Below are 15,790 nucleotides of genomic sequence, written 5' to 3'. Positions count from 1 at the left end.
TCGTTCGATATTAACGTTGGGCAACAACTTACTTTAATTGATAATTGATAATTGATAATTGATAATTGATTATTGAAAGTGTTTTTCGAGACGCTCGGCGTCGGCGCAGAATCTATGGTTCCCAGAGAGAAGTAGCTCGGCAGCCATTCTATTCCCTGACAGCATCTTCTTGAAAGACTCTTCGTCGAAGGTTGATGCTTTTTGTGGCGAAGACGAGAAGTTAAGAGCTTTTTTTCTCGCCTTTATATCTTTTATCTCTTTATAAACCTTAGGCGATACTGTGAGGGCATCGACGCCAGCAAGCTCAAGGGCATGGCGCGAAGTGCGTATGCTCGCAGCAAGGACGTTCGTTGCGATACCAAAAAAGCGATATGTGTGCTGCAGCTTCTTCACAAGGCATATGCCCGGATCGTCATTAAGTGAAGAATGCCTTTCAACGTTATGGATGTTTTTGTTCCAGTCGGAAACCCTCCCAACATATGGAGCTATCGCTGTGGCGCCAGCGTCGGCAGCAGCAAGAGCCTGTGGCATGCTGAACATCAGCGTCATAATACATCGTACCCCTTCGTCCTCAAGATGCCGCACGGCTTCGATACCTTCCCACGTAGCGGCAATTTTAATGCGAATGCGCTCTCTGGCGACGCCAAACTCTTCATATAGAGCAACAAGCCGGCGAGCTCGTGATATCGTCGCTGTAGTATCGAAAGACGCCCTAGGATCAACCTGCGTAGCGATAGCGCCAGAAACCACATCAGCAATAGCAACGCCAAAAAAAACAGAAAGGACGTCATAAAACAAGGAAAGACGCTCTCCTTTTCGAGGATTGGCGTTTTTGACATAACGTCGCGCCTTCGAAACGATATCCTGGTATGAAGGATCACAAGAAGCTACATATATCAGAGAAGGGTTTGTCGTTACATCAGAAGCGCCTAAAGATTCTATAATGCCAATGTCGGCAGTGTCGATGACAAGAGATGAAAGGTCCTTAAGTAAAGTCATTGGTACGCCCCACCGTTGATGGTTATCGCTTTTTGTAGCGTTTGTAAAATATATTCAACAAACTATATAAGAAAAGAGCGATTTTTTCAATACGAGATTTCAATACGCGATTGGTCAAAGAGTAGGCCGTAATCGTGGATATTAAGAACCACCACCAGCAGAAGCTATGATGATCCCAACGACAATAAGACCAGCAATGCCGAGAGCAGCCCTGCCTCTGCTTATCTTAGGGCTTTTTTCAATATAAGAATCGTCTTTGAGGTCGCTGTCATTTATAGTAATAGGCTCACTGTCAAGAATATCATCCATGCTAAGAGCAATATCATCTGTGTCTGTAATGTTAATGATATCGCCGCTATAAGAAGAAGAGGGCTCTTGCGCTAATTGATACCCCGAAAATACAAACGATACGATAATTAATAAGGCTGTAATTTTTTTCATGAACTTTAACTCCTTAGTAGTTAGCGCAAAACGAATACAGGCTTAACGCATACATAGATGTTTAGTACATTGAGGCTATTTATACAAACATTTTTTTGTATATTTTCATGAGAGGATTATTTCATGCGCTTTCTCGAGGGCAACCAAATTTTCAGGTTGAAAATTAATGCCATAAACGTTAAAAAAGATTACTGGGGAAAAACATATATTATTGAACCCATGATTGCGACCTATACTTTGCCATAGGGTTTTTGCAGTGGTACAGGTGCGAAGATGAAAGACGAGCGAATGTTAAAACATTCGCGAGGATAGAATCAAAGCAAACGTGCTGCTGTAAAAAGAAATATGGCAAAGCTAAATAATAGCAAATTGGTAAAGAAAAACAAAAAGAAACAATAATGGCTTAAGATATTTATCTTTATATGTTTATATTTTTTGCTGGAACTTTTTATAAAGAAAAAACGTCCTGTTTCCTATAGCATCCATAGTGTCAGGCAATCTGACTCATTTTACTCATCGCGAATAGTTACAACTATTCGCTTGTCGTTCACTGAGCCATCTTGCCCAACTCTATGGCGCTAAAGGAAATATAGGTCGCAATCATGGGTTGAAGACAGGAAGGGGAATTATGAAGACATTAGAAAAAGGCAGCAATAAGATAAAACATATATGTGAGATCTTGCGTAAAGATACCCTCGAGCCAGCAGAACAAGAAGCTGAAGGTATCATTGTGGATGCGCAGTCTCTCGCAGACAAAATAGTTAAGAAAGCACACGCCGATGCTAACGAAATTCTTTCTGAGGCTAGACAAGCAATAGAACAAGAACGTCGTGTTTTGGAGTCTTCACTGGTCCAAGCATGTAAGCAGAGCATCGAGAAGCTAAAGCAAGATATAGAACATAAAATTTTTGATGAAGAGCTTTGTGGCCTCGTTGCCGGCGCTACTAAAGACGCAAGCGTCATCGCTACACTGATAAATACCGTTGTGGCGACACTGGAAAAAGAGGGCCTAGAAGGCGATATCAGCGCTATAATACCGGCAAAGGTTTCGGCAGAAGATGTTAACGCGCTACTCTTTGAGGGCGTCATAGAAAAACTCAAAGAAGGGGATGTTCTCGTAGGGAATTTCGCGGGAGGAGTTCGTGTGAGACTTCATGAAAAAAGACTTGTACTAGATCTTAGCGATGAGGCCTTAAGGGAAATCTTGGGAAGCTTTCTTCGCAAAGATTTCTGCGAAGCACTATTTAAAACTTGATTATATTTACCTGGGTATTATGTCTAACTATTATTTCTCGTCGAGTGCTCTGCCAGCTATTGAAGTAGGCGTAAAACCGACGATATCATTCCTGGAAGTTAAAGGGCTGCTAAAGCTTAATATCTCCGCTCGCGACTACCAAAAGTCGGTGATAGTTCGGCGCCTTATAGATATCGAAAACCTGAGAGCTCTTTGGAAAGGAGAATCTTTCGACCACCGCGGCAACTACACAGCAAAGCAGCTAGAAGAAGTCCTTGTCACACAAGAAGGCCTTGCAGAGTATGTCTTCGACTTCCTTGATAAATACACGACGACAGAAGAGCGCCTTAAAAACTTCGCCGCGCTGATGAGCAATTTCTTCACCGAAGAGATAGCAAAAAGTGAAGGGTTCTTAAAAAAATACCTGATCTTTGAAAGAGAATGGAGGCTTGTACTCCTAGGCTTTAGAGCCAAAGCACTCGGACGTGACGTCATCGCAGAACTTCAATATGAAGACCCCGATGATGACATCATAGCACAGATAATAGCGCAAAAAGATGCTAAAAGCTACGAACCTCCCGATGGCTATGAAGATTTCAAAAGCGTTTTCTATGAAAAATATGAAGACCCTATAAGGCTACATAAAGAGGTCTGCGTATATCGCTTCAACCGTATCGAAGAGATGCTTTTTGGGCAGCGCTTTTCGATAAGCCGCATCATAGGATATATGGTACAGCTTATCATCGTAGAAAGGTGGCAGGAACTTGATAAAAATAAAGGTAATGACGTCGTAAATACTATCGTGAAGGCAATAAAACTATCGTGAAGGCAATAAAACTATGAGTGAAAAGAAAAAGGTAATAGTCGCTAACGAATTCCCCACAGGAAATGCTACAGGGAGGGTCGTTCGCGCTTTTGGAAACCTCTTGCAAGTGAAATTCGAGGGAGCTGTAAGGCAGGGCGAAGTCGCGATGGTCGTCGTCGACGATATAAAACTCAAAGCTGAGGTTATCGAAATCGTAGGCAACGAGGTGAAAATGCAAGTCTTCGAAGATACAAGAGGGATAAAGCTCGGAAGTGAAGTAGAGTTCACTGGCGACCTCCTAGAAGCAGAACTAGGGCCAGGACTACTAACAATGGTGACCGATGGCCTGCAAAATCCATTAGAAGAAGTCGCTAACGCTTCAGGGTTCTTCCTCACAAGGGGAGTGTATATCAATGCCATCAACAGAGAAAAACACTGGGACTATATCCCCGTAGCAAATGTCGATGATGTAGTCGTCCGTGGCGATACCATAGGAACAGCGCCAGAAGGACACTTTACACACGCTATCATGGTGCCTTTTATACGATATGGGAAATATACGATAACATGGACGATAGAGGCAGGGACGTATACCGTCGATACCGTCGTCGCCAAAGCCGTCGACGAAGAAGGCACGGAATATGAGTTCACCATGGTACAGCGATGGCCCGTGAAGATGGCACTACAGCACGGAGAGAAAGTCAAAGCCGACGAGATGATGGAAACAGGATGCCGTATCATCGATACACAGTTTCCTGTGCTTAAAGGGGGAACGTTCTGCACGCCAGGACCCTTCGGAGCAGGGAAAACAGTACTACAACACCACCTTGCGAAGTTCTCCGACGTCGATATCGTCGTCGTCGTCGCCTGTGGAGAGCGCGCTGGCGAGGTCGTAGAGATAATACGGGAATACCCGCACCTTATCGATACGCATACCGGAGAGTCTTTGATGAACCGTACGGTGATAATATGTAACACATCGTCGATGCCAGTAGCAGCACGGGAGTCTTCGATATATATGGGCTCGACGATAGCAGAATACTATAGGCAGATGGGACTTAACGTCCTCGTCCTCGCAGACTCGACGTCACGATGGGCACAGGCACTAAGGGAGATGTCAGGACGGCTAGAAGAGATCCCCGGCGAGGAAGCCTTCCCAGCATACCTAGCATCGAGGATAGCGGCATTCTACGAAAGATCAGGGGTGATACAGCTCGCCAACGGAAAAAAAGGAGCCTTGACAATAGGAGGAGCAGTGTCGCCGGCAGGAGGGAACTTCGAAGAGCCGGTAACACAGGCAACATTGTCGGTGGTAGGAGCTTTCTTGGGGCTTTCGCGTAGCAGGTCGGACTCACGACGATACCCAGCAATAGACCCTCTGATGTCATGGACGAAATATATCGGCGACGTTGCTAAACAGCTCGATAAAGACGCAGAAGGATGGGGGAAGATGGTAAATAGGGCCATGAAAATATTGCGCGAAGGTGACGAGATAGAGAAACGTATGGAGGTCGTCGGTGAAGAAGGCACAGCATTAGAAGACCTGCAGTTGTATCTCAAAGCAGAAATGTACGACTTCAGCTACCTGCAGCAAAATTCCTTCGACGAAGAAGATGCCTACACTCCAACGAAAAGACAGATACCGTTATTCAAGCTCATCAACGAGATCTTCGAGACGGATTTCATCTTCGAAACCCACAACGAAGCACGACACTTTTTCCTTATGCTTCAGAACGACATTAAAAATATGAACTACTTCCCCGTAGAAGCCGATGATCACAAAACCATTATGAATAAAATACAGACTACCATAAAAGAGGCAAAGAAAAGGCAATGAAATATGTTCACGATAGTATCAACGATATACGCGGTAGCCTAATCACCGTCATAGAGCCTAAGGCTTTCCTCGGAGAACTCGCTCGTATAGACAAAAAAGATGGATGTAGCTCGTACGCTACAGTGCTGCGTATAGAAGGGGAGAAAGTTACACTGCAGGTCTTCGAAAGCACAAGAGGGATATCAACGGGAGACCACGTTACCTTTCTAGGAAAACAGATGCAGGCGATCTTCGGCGAAGGGCTGTTAGGAAGACGATTTTCTGGGACAGGACTCCCCGTCGATGGAGGCCCTAGGATGCGCGGAGAGAATGTTGACATCGGAATGCCGTCGTTCAACCCCGTGAAAAGGATAATACCGCGAGAGATGGTGAGAACAAATATCCCCATGATAGATATCTTCAACTGCCTAGTAAAGTCACAGAAAATCCCGATCTTCTCAGTAGCAGGAGAGCCGTATAACGAGCTGCTAATGCGTATCGCAAACCAGACCGACAGCGATATCGTTATAATAGGAGGCATGGGACTAAGATTCGACGACTACCAGGCGTTCATCGATAACGCCGAAAAGGCAGGGTCTATGGATAAAACAATAATGTTTGTTCATAAAGCAACAGACCCCGCAGTAGAATGTATTCTTGTGCCAGATATGGCATTGGCATGCGCAGAAAAATTCGCTGTGCAAAATAAAAACGTGCTAGTCCTCCTTACCGATATGACAGCATTCGCCGACGCCATAAAAGAGATATCGATAACGATGGACCAGGTGCCGTCAAACCGTGGATATCCCGGGTCGCTGTATTCCGACCTCGCCAGTAGATACGAGAAAGCCGTCGACATCGACGGCAACGGGTCGATAACGATAATAGCAGTGACGACGATGCCCGGCGACGATGTAACACACCCCATCCCCGACAACACAGGATATATCACAGAAGGGCAGTTTTACCTGCACAACGGATATATCGATCCGTTCGGGTCGCTGTCGAGACTTAAACAGCTGGTGATAGGAAAGGTGACACGCGAAGATCATGGCGACGTCGCCAACACCATGATACGCCTGTACGCAGAAGCAAAGAAAGCACGAGAAAGACAGTCCATGGGCTTTAAACTTTCTAATTGGGACGAGAAGCTTCTAAACTACGGCGGGCTTTTCGAAGATCGTATGATGAACCTAGAAGTAAACTATACCGTCGATGAAGCCCTCGACCTCGCATGGACGACGATGCAAGAGTGTTTCTTCAGTGGAGAGGTTGGAATAAAACAAGAGCTGATAGACAAATATTGGCCTAAGTAACGCCAGTAAATAAGAAGGTATACTACCAGTGGCAGAGATAAAACTTACAAAGAACGAGCTACGCGATCAGCAGAATAGGCTGAACCAGTTGCAGAAGTATCTCCCAACCCTGCAGCTTAAAAAAGCGATGCTGCAGGTCGAAGTCCATAATGCCAAAGCCGATGTCGCAGAGATGGAAGCTGAATTTTTGAAGAAAAAACAAGAAGTACAGCAATATGCACCGTTGTTTGTAGAACATACGTCGATAGACTTCAATACCGTTGCCATCGTCGCCGAAGTAAAGAAAAGCTACGAGAATATCGCCGGCGTAGAAATCCCGACATACGAAGGTATAGAGTTCCGCGAACTACAATATAGCCTCTTCGAGACGCCACCATGGGTAGACTGGGCAGTAAAGAAAACACGCGATATGGCAGAAACTAAAGTTAAAGTATTCGTCGGAGAAGAAAAAGTCGAGGCTTTATCGAAAGAACTCCGCGAGGTGTCGATACGGGTGAACCTCTTCGAAAAGATCCTTATCCCAAAATCGCAGAAAAATATTAAGAAAATAGTGATATTCCTAGGAGATCAGCAGCTCGCCGCAGTGTCGCAGGCTAAAGTCGCAAAAGCGAAGATAGAAGAACATAAAAGAAAACATAGAGAAGAGGAACTATGCGCGTAAACGTAAAAAAATACCTCTTCATCGGCGCTAAAGAAGACCACGAGGCCTTTTTCCGTAGAGCACAGGCTAAAGGCATAATAGAATTTATCAAGCCCGAAGCCACAGAAAAATTCGAGAAATCACCGGAAATAGAACGCCTTATCTCTGCAATAAAAATCTTGCGAGGACTGCCGACAACAGAACAAGAAGAAAACGATATCGATGACGAAGATATAGTAAGCGAGATTCTTGACCTTCATAATGACATAGAAGACCTTGTAGAACAGCGTAGGATGCTACGACAGGAAAGAGCACGCGTCCGTGCCTTCGGGAACTTCTCCCTCGACGATATAGCATATATCGAAAATGACGGTAAGAGAACGGTACAGTATTTTTTCGCGAAAAAAGATACAGCACATAGAGAGTTACGGGCGAAAGATATGATATATGTGGACTCCGCACACGGACTCGACTACTACATATCTATAAGCAAAAAACAACGCTCATACGAAGGTATGGTCGAGATGTACGTCGAAAAGCCCGTAGGGATACTGCGTAAAGAACTTATCATGACGATACGACATACGAGAGAAAAAGAAAGAGAGCTTAAAACCCTAGCACGGTATCAGAGCGCTCTATATGACGTCCTCGTAGACAAACTCAACGGACATAACCTCGGAGCATCACAAGGGTATTCTCAAGAACCAATAGAAGATAAGCTCTTCGCCGTAACGGGATGGGTAGCAAAGAATAATATCCCAGCACTAGAGATCCTCGCAAAGAAAATGGCAGTACATATCGAAGAAGTTGCTATAGAAAAAAACGACTCCGTGCCGACACACCTAAACAACCACGGAATAAGCCGTATCGGTGAAGACCTTGTAAATATATACGACACCCCATCGGTGATAGATAAAGACCCCTCAAAGTGGGTGCTGTGGTCGTTCGCACTGTTCTTCGCAATAATAATAGGAGACGGCGGATATGGCCTCATCTTCTTGGCGTCTACAATCTTCTTGAAGATTAAGTTCCCAAAAATAGAAGGCATGGGAAAACGTGTCGTGAACCTTATGGCGATATTGTCGTGCTCTTGTATACTGTGGGGTGCTATGACAGCATCGTTCTTCGGCATCGAAACCGATATCGATAACCCCATAAGGAAAGCCTCGATAATACAGGCCGCCGTAGAAAAGAAAACACAATACCATATACAACACCGCGATGATGTATATATGGAAATCGTTACAAAATTCCCTGCCACAGCAAACATTACCGACGCTCACGAATTTCTTAAGAAAGGAGCGACGGTTAAGGAAGAAAAAGTATCATACGACGTTATGAAGAATCTTTCCGATACTATACGCATGGAATTGGCACTACTCATCGGAGTGATACATATCATCATGTCCTTTATGCGTGGAATACGACGAAATTGGGCAGGAAGTGGGTGGATACTTTTTCTGGTAGGAGCATACCTGTACTTTCCACTGCAACTCGACGCTATATCGTTGGTGCATATCGTCGGAGGAATCGATATCGTAAAAGGCGCAGAAGCAGGGCTGCACCTTATATGGGGAGGGATAGGACTCGCAGCGCTCCTCGCAATAGCACAACGACGCCTTATGGGTATATTAGAAATAACGAACGTTATACCGGTGTTCTCAGATGTCTTGTCATACCTAAGACTATATGCCCTAGGAATGGCAGGAGCGATGATGAGCGGGACGTTCAACGATATCGGAATGTCTATGGCACTAATTCCAGGCATCGCCGTTATAGTGCTAGGACATGGAATCAATATTGTCCTTAGTATAATGGGAGGAGTTATTCATGGCTTGCGCCTGAATTTCCTCGAATGGTATCATTATAGCTTCGAAGGAGGAGGTAAGAGGCTTAAACCTCTCTCGTTGCTCAAAAAGAAATAAAATAGGAGAAGACAGTTATGGATTTTAGTATGATAGGACCTGCACTGGCATTGGGGCTCAGCTGCCTAGGAAGCGCGGTAGGATGTGGTATAGCAGGAATGGCATCGCACGGCGTTATGAGCCGCGTAGAAGAAGGACACGGTAAGTTCATCGGCATGTCGGCAACACCATCGTCACAGTCGATATATGGCTTTATCCTTATGATCCTTCTTAGTAAGAGTATAGTATCAGGGTCGTTGTCACCACTGTCGGGGATAGGGATAGGACTCGCCTCAGGGGTAGCAATAATGGTGTCAGCGATATTCCAGGGAAAATGCGCAGCGTCGGCAATACAAGCTTCGGCAAAACAACCCGCAATATTCGGGAAATGCTTCGTAGCAATAGGTGTAGTAGAATCCTTCGCGCTCTTCGCCTTCGTCTTCGCATTACTTATCATGGGATAATACCGATTGAAAAAAGAAAATCACCGTGGTATAATGGCATAATGCAAAGAAAATCAAAGGGATAGAGATGATAAAAGCTCTGGCGATAGCAGCATTTATAGCGATAACGATGACGTCGTGTTCGCAGGAATATATCTCTGTACAAAATCAGAGTATATATTCCGACCACCTCGCCAGCGTCAATATCGATACCCCCGACCCCCGAAAAAAAGACCCTTCGATAGGGGAGAGACTTATCATACGATGGCATATGCCAGCGAGCGTATTCCATCGCTATGATGAAAAAATGATACTCGTACAGACGATACGTTTCGGGAATATGGACACCGAAATAAAAAGCTACCCCATAGAAAAACCATATGGCACGGTGATATATACACTGATCGATGATGAATACTTCGAGAAAGAAGGCATAGCGACATATAAATTCGAGCTCGTCGCCAATGGAGAGATAATAGAACAGTGGAAACACCAGGTGTGGGTAAACTATATCGATATTGTCGTCGATGACGAGCTTTCAGCACAATAAACATAAGAGTTTTATGGAAAGAATACAGACACTACTTCCTACGATATGGGACAAAAAAAAGCACAAAACGTTGCCTGTCCTGAAAACCTCTTATAACGAGAATGGCTTCGAAGAAGGATATACGGCGTCTTATGAGAAAGGTGCCATACACCTCGACGCTGAAAGCCCCAGTGCAGCAGCATACGGAAGCTACAACATCCTCGCTGGAGTGCGTAGTGACCATCTTGGTGAACACCTCGGCGATAATAAACCACGCTATGCCCTGCGACCGCTGTGGATATGTGGAACGCAACAACATAGACTCTCCGACAACGTCACCATAGCACTTCCAAATTTCTTCGCCGCCGAAGAAAACCCCGAAGAAAACAAAAAACTCCATACCTTTTGCCACCGTACTATACAATGCGGATATAACGCAGTAATATTAGGAGGCTCAGAGACACCAAAAGAAAGGCGACATCAAGAAGATAAAAACTTTGTAGACACAATCGCTGTCATCAGAAGCTACGGAATAAAAGTCATAGTAAAAGCCGATATCACACTAGAAGAACAATGCCCCTGTAACGCACACTATCGCGATGCCGTCGAAAAGGAAATAAACTCACTGTCATGCCTTCTCAATGACGTCGACTACATAATGTGGGAGTCGGGATTTTGTAACAAGAACTTCTATGGCGACGCTGAAAACGCCACAGTCTATGACCTTATCAGCAACGAAGTCGCCACCATAGAAAACGCATTGCAAGGACGTTCAGGGCTGATATACTACCTGCCATACCACGAGAATCACAACCCATCGTGGCAGTCGTCATGGCTCGAAAATCTATGTAATGACGCCTCCAATGGCACCATCGTAGCATTCTCCGCCGTCTCTGGCAAAGCACACGAAAGTTATCGTCAAGAGCACCCACTATGGCAGGCATTACGACAAAATGATGACATCGATATAACGCCAACACTGATGCCTATAGTAAACGTAGGAAAAACATCCTATGGCGAAGGCCTGTGGCCAGACCTCACACTGTCAGCAATAGAAAGATATATAGGGACACGATATCATCACGCCTGTATAGGCGCCACAGTGATGACAAGACACCTACCAGACAACGACGGCATCCTTGCAGCAAGCTTGTGGATAGCAGGGCAGAGGATGTGGCGCGACATCACAGCATGCGACCTCGCTGATACCTGGTTCCGAGGATATAGACCAGAAATACCATATCAACACCATAAAGAGATGCTCAACGACGTCGAAGACATAATAATAGCATTATACCGCCTGTATCATAACGATAACGACGATAAAGAAGGCTGCCGCATAAAAGCACAAGAAATTCTCGCGCGAATTTCCGTTCTCCAAAAAGAATATGGGATGAACTACGACGATGATACAGTAACGACATTAGGAGACTACCTACGATATTTTGTCCGCGATGCCCGTAAGATGATACTGCACATAATAACAACCAATGGAATCACCATCGCCGGAGTCCTCGACGGCGACGACCTCACCGAAAGCTTCTGGGCCAATGTCGAAGGCGCAACCTCACGAGGAGGAAACCTCGGAGGCAAAATGACATCACACTTCCTCACAACACCACAAAAAGGCGAACCCGGAAGCCGACAAGAAATGATCTACAACGAAAACGTATAATCAATTATCAATGATCAATGATCAATGATCAATGATCAATGAACAATGAACAATGATCAATGAACAATGAACAATGAACAATGAATAATGAACAATTAGCAATGAAAAACAATGTTGTATATGAGAAGGCATATGTGTTTGCCATCAGGATCGTGAAATGTGTTTACTGGATACGAGAATATAAAAAGAATTCGTCCTGAGCAAACAGCTTTTACGTGCCGGAACATCTATTGGTGCGAATGTATCAGAAGCAATAGGTGGTATTTCAAAAGCTGATTTTTCTTCTAAAATTTCGATTTCCTATAAAGAATGTCTCGAAACAAAATATTGGCTATCACTCCTAAAAGATACCGATTTTCTAAAGGAAAAAGATTATGATAGCATTTTTGCCGATGCTGACGAGCTTGGGAGAATATTATTCAGCATTGTAAGAAGTTCTCGCTTCATTGATAATTGATAATTGATCATTGATCATTGAAAATTCGTTTTGTCTCAGCGACTACCACCTTAGATAAAAACGCCAAAGCAATGAGGTTCGGAAGAGTTATCAGGCCATTGACAATGTCGGAGATCCTCCAAACGACGTGTAAATTTAACGTCGCACCGGGGATAAGGACGGCTATGAAGATGATACGATATATTGTCGTCGAAGCGTTTCCAAAAAGATAGTAGCAGAACTTCTCACCATAGTATGCCCACCCAACGATAGTAGAATATGCGAAGAAAATCAGCGCAGCAGTAACAATAATGCCACCACCAGGAATATATTTCGCGAAGGCCGTCGTTACTAGAGCAGCACCACCAAGAGAACTGCCACTCTCCAATACCCCGGAAATCCCCAAAACCATGACGGTGATAGTAGAAACAATTATCGTCGCAAAGAAAGATCCCGTCATAGAAATAAGAGCCTGATCGCTAGGACATTCTGTACGCGCCGCAGCAGCAGCTATAGACGATGAACCCATCCCAACCTCGCTGGAAACAACACCGCGAGTTATCCCAGCCTGCATGGCAACCATGATACCATATCCAGCAATGCCGCCGAACGTCGCCTTTCCAGTAAAAGCGCTAAGGAATACACGACCCATAACATCAGGAACAAGATGATAGTTCATCACGACAATAGCAAAACCACTGAAGATGTAAAGAGCTCCCATAAAAGGGACAAGAAAACTCGACGTCTTGCCAATGCTTTTTATGCCGCCCATTATAACAAAAGCAGTGACAGCAGCAAGGACAACACCAGTAATAATAGGCGATATCCCAGTAACAGAATGTAATGCTCCAGCGATAGAGTTCGCCTGTATCATGTTTCCACCACCAAGAGTAGAAAGTATCCCAGCAAAAGCAAAAAACGATGCTAGCCACTTCCATCCAAGAGCACGCTCGATATAATACATAGGACCGCCAGCCATCTCGTCACGCTCTTTGTCATAATGACGATACTTTACAGCAAGCAAAGCCTCGGAATACTTCACCGCCATGCCAATGAAAGCAATGACCCATATCCATAAAAGAGAGCCATAGCCGCCAATGGTAACGGCAAACGTCACACCAACAATGTTGCTGACACCAATAGTCGCCGCTAAAGAAGTCATAAGAGACTGGAAAGGTGAGATGTCACCCTCGCCAGAATTATGATTCTTCTTACCAAAAAGGATGCTGAATACCTTGCGAAGATAACGGAACTGTATGCCATGGAGAAGATATGACAACCGTAACGCTACAATAATAATAAAGAGAAGAAACCACGGACCCCAAACGATATTATAAATACTATCGAGATATGATGAAACACGGTCCATATAAAAATATAACTCCTATAAAAAATTTATTATTATAATATCATAAAAGCGATTATATTGTAAGGATTTTATAGACAAAGTATTACGTCTTTTTGCCGGCCTTTTTCTCAGCCTTTTCACGGGCGACAAGACCAAGGAAATAACGTGTCTCTTTGCGTATCACAGGATATAATGCTACAATAGCGATAAGGTTAGGCACCGCCATGATACCATTGGCAATATCAGCAAGATTCCATACCACGTTGAGCTCAAGGTTGCAGCCTACGATAATGATAGCAACGAATAATATCCGAAACGGCTTGATGGCACGCTCACTAAAGATATATTCTACACACTTCTCACCATAATACGCCCAGCTTAATATCGTCGAAACAGCGAAAAGAAATCCGCCGATATTAACAACTTTACCGCCGAAAGGCATCACCGTAGAAAAACTTCGTATGGCTAAAGATATGCCGTTGAGCATCTTGCCGTCAGGGCCAACCTCGCCAAGGACTCCGGTGACAGCAAGGACAAGGCCCGTGACAGTACATATAAGGAACGTCGATAAAAATGTCCCCGTCATCGCTATCATCGCCTGCCTGCCAGGAGTGTCGGTGCGGGCAGCAGCAGCAGCGATAGACGTCGTGCCAAGGCCAGCTTCACTGGAGAAAAGACCGCGAGCAACACCCATGCGCATCGCCATCATAAGCGTCGACCCCATAAAACCCCCAACAGCAGCCTGCCCAGTGAAAGCGCTTGCCATTATTAGCGACAAAGCATGAGGAAGCTCAGAGATTTTGTATATGATGATAATACTACCACAGACGACGTAGAATATCGCCATAATAGGAACAAGATAACTCGCTATCTTTCCTATGCTCTTGATGCCTCCCAAGATCATAACACCTATAACGGAAGCTATGACGATGCCAACCCACCAACCCTCGATGCCGAAGGAATATGATAGCGCGTCGGACATAGAGTTCGCCTGTACCATGTTCCCCGTTGTGAGAGCGGCAAGACAGCCGCCAACAGCAAACAATACGGCAAGCCACTTTGACTTCATGCCGTTGGCAAGGTAATACATAGGACCGCCGGCCATCTGCCCGCGTTTGTCTTTGATGCGATACTTCACAGCGAGAAGAGATTCGGCATATGTCGTCGCCATGCCAAACAACGCAGTAATCCATATCCAGAAAAGTGCCCCAGCTCCGCCGATAGCCATGGCAGTGGCAACGCCAACGATGTTTCCTATGCCGATTATTGACGCCAACGCCGTCATAAGAGACTGAAAATGTGAGATGTCACCCTCGGCATTGTCACTCTTGGCGCCAGGGCCTAAAAAGGCAAGCTTTAAAGCATACCATAGGTATCTTATCTGCAGGCCGCGCAGCGTGAAGGTAAGGGCAATCCCTACCCCCAAAAGAAAAATAAGGAGAGGACCACTCCACACGACAGAATGTACAAGAGAAACAGCAGAACTTAACATATATATAATTATTGGTGATTTTGGATTACAATATCTATATAGGATATACTCCTAATAACCTTTTTTGCAAGGAAACAATGATTTGTAAAGAATGTTATAGCATTTTTACCAGCGAATTTTGTACAAAAGAGTATGATGCATGATGATTAATACCAATCCCGGATTGAAAACGCATTTGTGTTTTTTTAATCTGTGATTGGTATAAGTCGCGATCATGGGTATAACCGAAATAGGGGGAAAGATGTCGGACGGAGTCGATAAGATAAGGGAGGGGGATAAAGTTCCTGATAGTTTTAAATCGTATACTCCTTATGAAAAAGCTGGTGTGCTGAAGCTCGAAGGAAGCAAGAAAGGACTATGCCGCGTTAAAGTGCTCGAAAATCCACCCAGAAAAAAAATTCTAAGGGATGGAGCTAAAGCAGTAGTAAAGGCGGCTGGTGTTGTCCGCGGTGGTACGACATTAGCTAAGCATAGGGTCGCCATGATGACATTAAAAAACGTCATGCAGGGTTTTTCCGGATTAGAGCGTATCGAAGAAATAGAAGTAGTTGCTAGAAGATGGGGATATGTTAACATTTTATTTTTTCGAGAGGTCCTCAAGGACTTTTTCAGCACTAACAAAGCTTTCAAAGGAGATGTGAAAAAGCAAATAAAAAAAACTAGAGATTTACTAGAAGCGCTGAAGGCTAGTTCGCTGGATCCTAAATCGAAA

At 44.6% G+C, this 15,790-nt stretch carries 14 protein-coding genes and 1 pseudogene; 11 read left to right on the top strand and 4 right to left on the bottom strand.

All coding sequences use genetic code 11. The annotated features are described in order from the left end of the window. Positions 1-69 precede the first annotated feature (69 nt). Both HN980_00940 and HN980_00935 read right to left on the bottom strand, forming a co-directional pair. Positions 70-999: a transaldolase gene (locus tag HN980_00940; GenBank protein MBT6928053.1), complete on the bottom strand. Its 930-nt coding sequence runs from the start codon at positions 997-999 to the stop codon at positions 70-72. Positions 1,000-1,140: 141 nt separating this feature from the next. Next, a complete protein-coding gene (locus HN980_00935; GenBank protein ID MBT6928052.1) occupies positions 1,141-1,440 on the bottom strand; it encodes a hypothetical protein in 300 nt (99 codons plus the stop codon). 628 nt (positions 1,441-2,068) lie between these two features. Between HN980_00935 and HN980_00930 the strand changes: the two genes are divergently transcribed. The 10 genes and pseudogenes from HN980_00930 (at position 2,069) to HN980_00885 (ending at position 12,259) form a co-directional block, all read left to right on the top strand. Beyond that, positions 2,069-2,695, top strand: a complete 627-nt coding sequence (locus HN980_00930; protein ID MBT6928051.1) for a V-type ATP synthase subunit E — start codon at positions 2,069-2,071, stop codon at positions 2,693-2,695. Positions 2,696-2,714: 19 nt separating this feature from the next. Continuing rightward, positions 2,715-3,500, top strand: a complete 786-nt coding sequence (locus HN980_00925; protein MBT6928050.1) for a DUF2764 family protein — start codon at positions 2,715-2,717, stop codon at positions 3,498-3,500. A gap of 13 nt (positions 3,501-3,513) precedes the next feature. Further along, entirely contained in the window at positions 3,514-5,316 is a 1,803-nt protein-coding gene (locus HN980_00920) for a V-type ATP synthase subunit A (GenBank protein MBT6928049.1), read from the top strand. Further along, positions 5,313-6,611 carry a V-type ATP synthase subunit B gene (locus tag HN980_00915; protein ID MBT6928048.1) on the top strand — a complete coding sequence of 433 codons (1,299 nt, stop codon included), beginning with the start codon at positions 5,313-5,315 and terminating at the stop codon, positions 6,609-6,611. Before HN980_00920 ends, HN980_00915 begins: the two co-directional genes overlap by 4 nt. A gap of 28 nt (positions 6,612-6,639) precedes the next feature. Further along, positions 6,640-7,272, top strand: coding sequence for a V-type ATP synthase subunit D (locus HN980_00910; protein ID MBT6928047.1), 633 nt, complete (start codon positions 6,640-6,642; stop codon positions 7,270-7,272). After that, positions 7,263-9,176: a V-type ATP synthase subunit I gene (locus tag HN980_00905; protein MBT6928046.1), complete on the top strand. Its 1,914-nt coding sequence runs from the start codon at positions 7,263-7,265 to the stop codon at positions 9,174-9,176. Before HN980_00910 ends, HN980_00905 begins: the two co-directional genes overlap by 10 nt. A gap of 17 nt (positions 9,177-9,193) precedes the next feature. Next, a complete protein-coding gene (locus HN980_00900; GenBank protein MBT6928045.1) occupies positions 9,194-9,619 on the top strand; it encodes an ATP synthase subunit C in 426 nt (141 codons plus the stop codon). A 67-nt stretch (positions 9,620-9,686) separates the two neighbouring features. Next, positions 9,687-10,148, top strand: a complete 462-nt coding sequence (locus HN980_00895) for a hypothetical protein (protein MBT6928044.1) — start codon at positions 9,687-9,689, stop codon at positions 10,146-10,148. A gap of 13 nt (positions 10,149-10,161) precedes the next feature. Further along, entirely contained in the window at positions 10,162-11,802 is a 1,641-nt protein-coding gene (locus HN980_00890; GenBank protein ID MBT6928043.1) for a hypothetical protein, read from the top strand. 101 nt (positions 11,803-11,903) lie between these two features. Beyond that, positions 11,904-12,259, top strand: a pseudogene (locus tag HN980_00885) (four helix bundle protein). 7 nt (positions 12,260-12,266) lie between these two features. Here HN980_00885 and HN980_00880 read toward each other — a convergent pair. Both HN980_00880 and HN980_00875 read right to left on the bottom strand, forming a co-directional pair. Then, positions 12,267-13,607 carry a sodium:alanine symporter family protein gene (locus HN980_00880; GenBank protein ID MBT6928042.1) on the bottom strand — a complete coding sequence of 447 codons (1,341 nt, stop codon included), beginning with the start codon at positions 13,605-13,607 and terminating at the stop codon, positions 12,267-12,269. An 82-nt stretch (positions 13,608-13,689) separates the two neighbouring features. Then, positions 13,690-15,078 carry a sodium:alanine symporter family protein gene (locus HN980_00875; GenBank protein MBT6928041.1) on the bottom strand — a complete coding sequence of 463 codons (1,389 nt, stop codon included), beginning with the start codon at positions 15,076-15,078 and terminating at the stop codon, positions 13,690-13,692. A gap of 214 nt (positions 15,079-15,292) precedes the next feature. Between HN980_00875 and HN980_00870 the strand changes: the two genes are divergently transcribed. Then, positions 15,293-15,790, top strand: a 498-nt coding sequence (locus tag HN980_00870; protein ID MBT6928040.1) for a hypothetical protein, incomplete at its 3' end; no start/stop codon positions are given.

The organism is Waddliaceae bacterium (genome assembly GCA_018694295.1).
Taxonomy (GTDB): domain Bacteria; phylum Chlamydiota; class Chlamydiia; order Chlamydiales; family JABHNK01; genus JABHNK01.
This window is presented reverse-complemented; position numbering and strand designations above follow the sequence as displayed.

Bases quoted from the DNA above. Each gene is read 5' to 3' on its own strand.
- HN980_00940 (MBT6928053.1), bottom strand. From the start codon at position 999: ATGACTTTACTTAAGGACCTTTCATCTCTTGTCATCGACACTGCCGAC.
- HN980_00935 (MBT6928052.1), bottom strand. From the start codon at position 1,440: ATGAAAAAAATTACAGCCTTATTAATTATCGTATCGTTTGTATTTTCG.
- HN980_00930 (MBT6928051.1), top strand. From the start codon at position 2,069: ATGAAGACATTAGAAAAAGGCAGCAATAAGATAAAACATATATGTGAG.
- HN980_00925 (MBT6928050.1), top strand. From the start codon at position 2,715: ATGTCTAACTATTATTTCTCGTCGAGTGCTCTGCCAGCTATTGAAGTA.
- HN980_00920 (MBT6928049.1), top strand. From the start codon at position 3,514: ATGAGTGAAAAGAAAAAGGTAATAGTCGCTAACGAATTCCCCACAGGA.
- HN980_00915 (MBT6928048.1), top strand. From the start codon at position 5,313: ATGAAATATGTTCACGATAGTATCAACGATATACGCGGTAGCCTAATC.
- HN980_00905 (MBT6928046.1), top strand. From the start codon at position 7,263: ATGCGCGTAAACGTAAAAAAATACCTCTTCATCGGCGCTAAAGAAGAC.
- HN980_00900 (MBT6928045.1), top strand. From the start codon at position 9,194: ATGGATTTTAGTATGATAGGACCTGCACTGGCATTGGGGCTCAGCTGC.
- HN980_00895 (MBT6928044.1), top strand. From the start codon at position 9,687: ATGATAAAAGCTCTGGCGATAGCAGCATTTATAGCGATAACGATGACG.
- HN980_00890 (MBT6928043.1), top strand. From the start codon at position 10,162: ATGGAAAGAATACAGACACTACTTCCTACGATATGGGACAAAAAAAAG.
- HN980_00880 (MBT6928042.1), bottom strand. From the start codon at position 13,607: ATGGACCGTGTTTCATCATATCTCGATAGTATTTATAATATCGTTTGG.
- HN980_00875 (MBT6928041.1), bottom strand. From the start codon at position 15,078: ATGTTAAGTTCTGCTGTTTCTCTTGTACATTCTGTCGTGTGGAGTGGT.